The following is a 7,648-nucleotide window of genomic DNA, read 5'->3' on the forward strand; positions in this document are numbered from 1 at the left end:
TGGAATAAAGTGTTGCAGATTTAACGTTTTGAACCTATATTTTAAAAAATCAGCAATGTCTGATATCCTTTTATATACTCATTTCAAACCATTCGAAAACAAAATGAAAAAGATTAGCCAATTTGGATCCATCAACAAGGCTAATCTTCTTTTATTATCTTTTCATGAATAATTCAGGTATAGTTATTTTTAAATCTCTCATTTCTGGCAAACAATTTGGCAAACTTTTTATTAAATCAAAACCTGAGATTTTATTTCTCTGTTTTTTTAATCCTCAATAATTCTTTCAGGATGATTTCGTTTCATATACAAATAGAGTACATATCTAGGAATTTCATAAATATTCTTATACTTCTTATCCCTAATAAAATCATGCACTAATTTTAAATCATCAACATTCTTACAATAAGTTAATGTAACAATCTTCGATCAATAAAATCAAATTCTTCAAGCATCTCTTTTGTTTCTAAATATAATTCTTTATAATTCATTGAATATCCACTAAACACATCAATCATATCCACAAACCACTTTAAATCATTCATATTCTTAAAACTATGAGCGTCAATATAAAGTCTTCCATCCTCATTCAAGTTTATTGAAAACTTATGATTTGATAAAGCAATAATTTGCTTTAGTCGATTCGAATCCAATATCTCAAGAACTAATTTTTCATCTCCACAAGTCAAATTAAACTTCTTATCAAATGTCTCATATCCAGTTTTAATACTTTGTTTATCCAATGCATTACAAGGATATATAGTTAGCCACGTATTAAACTTTTGGTCAAGCTTACACAACAACCGTTCACCCGTATAAACTGTATTTTCATTCTTTTCCTACAAGCCAGTCTCATCACGCAAGACCTCTGTCTAATCTGTGAGTTTAATGGTACAAAACGCTACAGAAAAACCTTTATATTTACCTTGTACATATCTATTGCCGCTACAATAATCATGTTTAGGTAAAAGAATATTCGTATCGCTAACATTAAGCATATGAGTATTTGGATTAAATTGCACATCCTCAAAGAATTCTTTTATAATCTCATCCATACCAGATGCGGTACTCTCCTCCTTATCCTTGATCATCTGTTCTAAGCCAAGAATCACATATCCAATAATAACTAAAACAAGATTACCACCAAACACAATACCCACTAACGCAATCAATAATCCTAGTATAGACAACAATCTGTTACCCATACCATTCATCTCCTTTCACTCCCATATTAACAAGCCCACAAATACATCTCAAACAATGCACTAAATTAGTCAAAATATAGAAAAAGAAGGTCAATGATCACTGGCCTTCTTTCATTAATTAGTTCCTTTTACTGTGCATAGCGCTTTAAATAATCTACATCTAAAATTAAGATTTTATGATACACAATCGTAATAACGTTTTCTTCTCTTAATCCACGCAAGATACGATTGACACTGTTTCTTGTGGATACCCCACAGAAACTGGCAATATCATCGTTCGTGATTTGCAAATCAATAAATATACCTTTTTTAACTTGTCTACCAAATAACGGAATCAAATGATAGATAAATGCACACACAGCTCCATTTTTCCCATTCATTGTCATGAGTTGCTGTCGATAAATAGCTTCGGTCATCTTTTTACGATAATACGACTCTATATATGCATGTAATTCTTCATTTTCTTTCACATATTGTTCAAAGAATTTTCTGTTGATTCGATAGAAAGATGCCGTATCACTTTCGATACGAGCATGAAATGATGTCGTAGTCATTTTATTGATTTCATCTTTCAACAAAGAAATTATATCCAAACCTTTTAAATAAGTGATATTGAATTCACGCCCATCACATAAAACAATACTCACTTTCACAACACCATCTTTTAATACGTAAATATCTTCTTGGTCGTGTCCATCCATCATCAAATATGTATGTTTCTTTTTTATGACTTCAGGAAGATTCTTTTCTTCAAGAAAACTTAAAACTGGCTCACTCATAAATAACCCCTTCTCAATACGTCTAATTATAACATACTCACCAATCTCATTTTTAGTAACATATGTCACGAGAGAATATAACATTTAAACGTTACACACTTAATATATCATACTTTTATAAACAACACACAACATCAATTAATTTCTACAAATAATTGTTAAAAAATATAAACGATGTAAAATACTACAATTATAAAATATCAATATTCTCTCCAGATAGAGCCTTATTCATACTTCTTACAGCACAGAATTTACCACACATACTACAAGTGTCACTATGATCATCTTCTGGCATACGAGATTGACGAATTGCTTTTGCGGTTTCTGGATCTATCGCACACTCAAATTGCGCATCCCAATCTAGCTTCTTTCTTGCGTCAGCCATCTTGTCATCAATATCTCGTGCTCCTTTAACACCTTTGGCAATATCAGCCGCATGTGCTGCAATCTTAGAAGCAATGATTCCTTGTTTTGTATCTTCAACATTTGGTAAAGCCAAGTGTTCTGCCGGTGTTACATAACATAAGAAGGCTGCTCCTGACATAGCTGCAACCGCACCACCAATAGCCGCTGTAATATGATCATAGCCTGGCGCAATATCTGTAACTAATGGGCCTAACACATAAAATGGAGCACCCATACAGATTTGTTGCTGAACCTGCATATTGGCCGCAACCTGATCTAATGGAACATGTCCAGGTCCTTCGACAATAACTTGTACGTTATGTTCCCAAGCACGTTTTGTAAGTTCTCCTAAACGAACCAATTCTTCGATTTGACAGACATCTGTGGCATCTGCTAAACATCCAGGACGACAAGCATCTCCTAAAGAAATCGTCACATCATATTTTTCACAGATATCCAAGATTTCATCATAGTATTCATAGAATGGGTTTTCTTCACCTGTCATTGACATCCACGCAAAGACTAAACTTCCTCCACGAGAAACAATATTCATTTTACGTTTGTGTTTTTTGATTTGATCAATCGTCTTTCTTGTGATTCCACAGTGCAAAGTAACAAAATCCACACCATCTTTGGCATGTAACTCAACTACATCCAAGAAATCCTTTGCGGTTAATGTATTTAAATCTCTTTGGTAGTGAATCACACTATCATATACAGGTACAGTACCAATCATAGCTGGACATTCAGATGTTAATTTTTGACGGAATGGTTGTGTATTTCCATGACTCGATAAATCCATAATTGATTCTGCGCCAAGATTTACGGCTGCCATAACTTTTTCCATTTCGACATCATAATCTTTACAATCTCTAGAAACCCCTAAGTTTACATTGATCTTCGTGCGTAACATACTTCCCACACCTTCAGGATTTAAAGATTTATGGTTTTTATTGGCCGGAATTACAACCTTACCACATGCGACTAACTCTCTTAGTTCTTCTTCAGTCATTTTTTCTTTTTGGGCTACAATCTTCATTTCTGGCGTAATAATCCCCTTACGCGCAGCATCCATCTGAGTGGTATATGTAGCGCCTGTACTTACTGTACCTTCATTTGTGTTCATTTTAAAATCTCCTTTTCCAAATGATTATTTAACGTGACAAAAAGTGGTGCCCCCATTTCGCCACAAAAAAAAGTGAGCAACCAATATAGGTATACTCACACTAAAAAGACAAAGTATTTCCCTACGTTGGCATTATCCAAATCAGGTTATAGGTCGAAAGTCATACTTTCCTCTCAGCCTGTACTACAAGCTCCCTTTTTTCATTTACATTTAAGTTATACACCAATTCTAAAAGATAGTAAAGATATAAGACATTTATTTTCGAACAGGCTTTTCTTCTTTATCCCAAATTCCAATTCCAGTAATGGCACAAATCATTGAGAAAATAGGAACGACAAAGATAAACCATGCGTATGGAATATAAGCTGTTGAGCACCCAAGTACGCCCATGACATAAATTGTCGCAACACCCCAAGGAACGATAGGCGCAGATAATGTCCCAGAATCTTCGAGTGTTCTAGATAATACTTTACGAGAAACATTCATATCTTCATAAGTCGATTCAAACGTTTGTTCAGTTACAATGATAGATACTGTTTGTCCGCCAGCTGTTAAGAAGTTCACAACATAACAATACACCAAAGTGACAAACACTAGTACTGTACGATTCTTTATAAATTTTAAAAGAACATTTTTTGCCAAAACATCCAAAATACCAGTAGACGTTATGACAGCTCCCATTACACTAGCAACCATAAATGTCACTAATAATTCAGACATAGAAAGTACACCACCACGATTCAACATTGGATCAACAATGGATACACCTGTTTCAATGCTGAAACCATTAAAAGCATAGTTCATTAAATCAACAAAGTTTACCCCTTGAAATACCATCGCAAAAGCAGCAGATACAACTACGGCTAAGCCCATTCCTAATAAGGAAGGTAATTTAAATACAGAAATCAAAACAACTAGAATAGCAGGTAAAATCAATAGAACATTGATATTGAAATGTTTAGATAGCGTATCTAAAATCAATTTTTGTTGGGCAAGGTCCATACTTCCACCACTATAATACAAGCCGGCAATTGTAAATAAGATCAAAGCGACTACAGCTGCAGGAAGTGTTGTATACTGCATAGAATGAATGTGAGCATATAAAGGTACTTTACTTACACCACTTGCTAAATTGGTTGTATCTGATAAAGGCGACATCTTATCTCCTAGCCACGCTCCAGAAACAACGGCACCTACAACTAATGGTACGGGAATACTTGTTGTAGCGGCAATTCCCACCATCGCAAGACCCATGGTTGCCACAGAACCAAAGGATGTTCCTGTAAATTCACTCGTTAGGGCACAAAGGACAAAAGCTAGAGGTACTAAGATCTTCGGTGAAATCACTTGCATACCATAATACATCAATGATGGAACGGTTCCACCGGCCATCCAGATTCCCACAAGCATACCGACCATAATGACAATCAAAAATGTCGGCATACACTCAGCCGCTGTTTTAATAATATTCTGTTCCACTTCACTCCATGGAATATTTAAAAATTTTGTGGTAATAACCGCAACGATCACACCCGCAAATACCGATAGTGTTGTATTGCATCCTAAGTTGATCATAATGATCAATACGGCAATAATAGCCAAAAATGAAACCACCGCAAATAGGGTTGTTGGCTGTTTTCTTTCTTTGTTCATATCAAATTTCCTTCTCTTTCATCTATAACAATTCGTCCTTTAGAAAGTCTAGAGCCGCTTTCATTCTTGCTTCTCTAAACGCAAATGATTTAAAACGATGCTCTGCTCCTTTGACAATAATACATTTTGCTCTTTCCTTAAAAATTTCTTTATACTTGTAACTACACTCACACGAAGCTGTAATGTCTTGATCTCCATGAATGGTACAAACATTTTTATCAAACAATGAAGCCTCTTTATAAGGATCGAGTGTACATGCATCTTGGTAAAATTTAAGGCTCAACTTCAATCCTTCCACATCTGCACATCCATCTTTTTCAATGTTTGAAACATCTTGACCACATAAAGTCAAATGTTCCTTCAAGTTATAAACTAAATCTGGTGCAGGGCACCATAACGACAATGCTTGAACTCTTTCTTTACATTGTCCTGCTACCATACTCGCTACGCATCCTCCTAGACTACATCCGTGAAGCGCAATTTTTTTAGAATCGACAAAATCTAAAGATTCGACATAAGTCAACATGGCTTTCGCATCCAGAATCTCACTTGAAATAGTCATATCTTCAAAGCGTCCATCGCTTTCTCCGCTGCCATTCATGTCAAAGCGAACACTCGCAATACCAGCATCACACAATCTTTGAGATAACTCATTATGCACAAAATTTATTTCATTGCGATCATCACAAAATCCATGAAGTAGAATGACCATAGGCACTTTCGAACTTACATTGTCTGGCACATGAAGCATACCTCGTAATGTCAATCCATCCCGCTTAATTTCTACGTACTTCTGCATATATTTCCCTCCGTTTTGGGTATAATACCACAAAAAATATAATTTGTTTATACCTTTTTAACACATGTATACATTTTGAATACATCAATAGCCTCTTTGTTCATCAAGAGACTATTTTTTCTTATATATTGTTGCACGGTATCCTTCCCCTTTTTTACTTTGATACATTACCATATCGGCTCTACAGTATAATTCATCAAAGGTCAATTCTTCTTTTCCATCATAAATGCAAGCCCTAAACTCATTATAATCGGATGATCTTTTATAGATTCAATTTGGATTTGTTTCAAATTCTCAAACAAACGTTTAAAGAAAGCATTGGCACACTTACGTTCCGTAACACCTGGAATAAATAACGCAAACTCATCTCCACCAAGACGCATGGCTACATCTTTATCACGACACGATTTTTGTAGCGTATGCGCAATCGCAACAATGACCTCATCCCCAGCCATGTGTCCATACGTATCATTAATGGACTTAAATTTGTCACAATCCACTAAACATATCATGCCACTGACTTTGTTGTTTAAAACACGCTCAATCATCTTCTCTCTACTACGACGATTTAAAATTCCCGTCATTGTTTCTGTTTGAGCTAAATATAATAATTTGCCTTCTCGCTTCTTTTGATCATCAATACATTCCGCATAATATAGAACATGGAGTAAACTTCCATCCTCATCATAATCAATCGGAATAAAACGGACTCAGCACCAGCCAGAAATCTTACCATAGAAAACACTATCTATGGATTTTTTGCCTTAAAGCCTTGCTTCTAATGTCACAAGATCCATAAATTCAACTTCTCGATCTACATAATCAGCTTGACTGAATTTTCGATGAATCTTACAAATTTGATCCATAAAATTATCTTCTATATCCTAAATTTCATATTTTCCTAAATACGTTAGAATTTGCGCTCCATTTTCACAATATGAAAGCGATTGGTTTTCACATTGATATAATGCATAGAAGTATAGATTTGTCCCAAGGCTGAATAGCCACTTAATTTTGCTTCACGCTTGAACTTATTTTGTGAATTCCGAATCTTTAAAAAAGAGATAACTAACGTTGCGATCATATCTAAGAATGTAGTTAAGCCCAAATGGTCATCAATCGGCGGATTGTCCACGCCAAAGAAACCACTGATTTCATTTTTATAGCGAATTGGACATATCACAAGACGCTTTACATTTTGAATCTTTAACGTATTATATGTATACACATGCTCATTTTTTATCGTTTCAACATCACGAATGATCACATTTTCTTTCTTACCAAAAGCTTTGTACCACCAATCGATGATATCCATATCAACGCCTTGTAGATAATCCATTTCGCTTTCAATGCCATGATGGCACCATTCATATGTATTATCGGTCACATGTTCCTTTTATTATCTTCAAAAATATAAATTCGATCACATCCAATATGTTTTCCAAAAAAACGAATAAACTCATTGATCTGTTCATCCGGTGTATCCAACATAAGCGCAGAACGCAGTGCTTTGATGACCAATTCATATCGTATGATTATCTACATATAGGTGATCTCTTTAAATATGATTCTTGACTCAATTAATGGAACGGATTTAACACCAGTCCAGAAATCTCGTATAGAACTTGTAAATGACCACATCAAACAATTATCATCCAATATCCAAAGACTTGATAAACTT

The 7,648-nt window shown here is 34.8% G+C and carries 8 protein-coding genes and 1 riboswitch; all 8 genes read right to left on the bottom strand.

Annotation, left to right across the window (positions count from 1 at the left end):
• Positions 1-410: 410 nt before the first annotated feature.
• The 8 genes from H8911_RS11295 to H8911_RS12575 all read right to left on the bottom strand — a co-directional run bounded on the left by H8911_RS11295 (position 411) and on the right by H8911_RS12575 (position 7,354).
• On the bottom strand, positions 411-800 hold the full coding sequence (locus H8911_RS11295; RefSeq protein WP_186999724.1) for a DUF3137 domain-containing protein: 390 nt from the start codon (positions 798-800) through the stop codon (positions 411-413).
• A 72-nt stretch (positions 801-872) separates the two neighbouring features.
• Positions 873-1,205, bottom strand: a complete 333-nt coding sequence (locus tag H8911_RS11300) for a hypothetical protein (RefSeq protein WP_186999725.1) — start codon at positions 1,203-1,205, stop codon at positions 873-875.
• Between the two features lie 128 nt (positions 1,206-1,333).
• The gene (locus tag H8911_RS11305; protein WP_186999726.1) at positions 1,334-1,984 is read right to left on the bottom strand and encodes a Crp/Fnr family transcriptional regulator; all 651 of its coding nucleotides are present in this window, start codon (positions 1,982-1,984) and stop codon (positions 1,334-1,336) included.
• Positions 1,985-2,174: 190 nt separating this feature from the next.
• A complete protein-coding gene (gene thiC / locus H8911_RS11310; protein WP_186999727.1) occupies positions 2,175-3,515 on the bottom strand; it encodes a phosphomethylpyrimidine synthase ThiC in 1,341 nt (446 codons plus the stop codon).
• Between the two features lie 101 nt (positions 3,516-3,616).
• Positions 3,617-3,722: riboswitch (TPP riboswitch) on the bottom strand.
• A 48-nt stretch (positions 3,723-3,770) separates the two neighbouring features.
• A complete protein-coding gene (gene nhaC, locus H8911_RS11315) occupies positions 3,771-5,168 on the bottom strand; it encodes a Na+/H+ antiporter NhaC (RefSeq protein ID WP_186999728.1) in 1,398 nt (465 codons plus the stop codon).
• Positions 5,169-5,190: 22 nt separating this feature from the next.
• Positions 5,191-5,967, bottom strand: a complete 777-nt coding sequence (locus tag H8911_RS11320; protein ID WP_186999729.1) for an alpha/beta hydrolase — start codon at positions 5,965-5,967, stop codon at positions 5,191-5,193.
• Positions 5,968-6,170: 203 nt separating this feature from the next.
• The gene (locus H8911_RS12570) at positions 6,171-6,551 is read right to left on the bottom strand and encodes a GGDEF domain-containing protein (RefSeq protein ID WP_222621027.1); all 381 of its coding nucleotides are present in this window, start codon (positions 6,549-6,551) and stop codon (positions 6,171-6,173) included.
• Positions 6,552-6,877: 326 nt separating this feature from the next.
• Entirely contained in the window at positions 6,878-7,354 is a 477-nt protein-coding gene (locus tag H8911_RS12575) for a hypothetical protein (RefSeq protein ID WP_222621028.1), read from the bottom strand.
• Positions 7,355-7,648 lie beyond the last annotated feature (294 nt).

This window comes from Holdemanella hominis (assembly GCF_014306155.1).
GTDB lineage: Bacteria > Bacillota_I > Bacilli_A > Erysipelotrichales > Erysipelotrichaceae > Holdemanella > Holdemanella hominis.

Bases quoted from the DNA above. Each gene is read 5' to 3' on its own strand.
- H8911_RS11305 (WP_186999726.1), bottom strand. From the start codon at position 1,984: ATGAGTGAGCCAGTTTTAAGTTTTCTTGAAGAAAAGAATCTTCCTGAA.
- H8911_RS11320 (WP_186999729.1), bottom strand. From the start codon at position 5,967: ATGCAGAAGTACGTAGAAATTAAGCGGGATGGATTGACATTACGAGGT.
- H8911_RS12570 (WP_222621027.1), bottom strand. From the start codon at position 6,551: ATGACGGGAATTTTAAATCGTCGTAGTAGAGAGAAGATGATTGAGCGT.
- nhaC (WP_186999728.1), bottom strand. From the start codon at position 5,168: ATGAACAAAGAAAGAAAACAGCCAACAACCCTATTTGCGGTGGTTTCA.
- thiC (WP_186999727.1), bottom strand. From the start codon at position 3,515: ATGAACACAAATGAAGGTACAGTAAGTACAGGCGCTACATATACCACT.
- H8911_RS11300 (WP_186999725.1), bottom strand. From the start codon at position 1,205: ATGGGTAACAGATTGTTGTCTATACTAGGATTATTGATTGCGTTAGTG.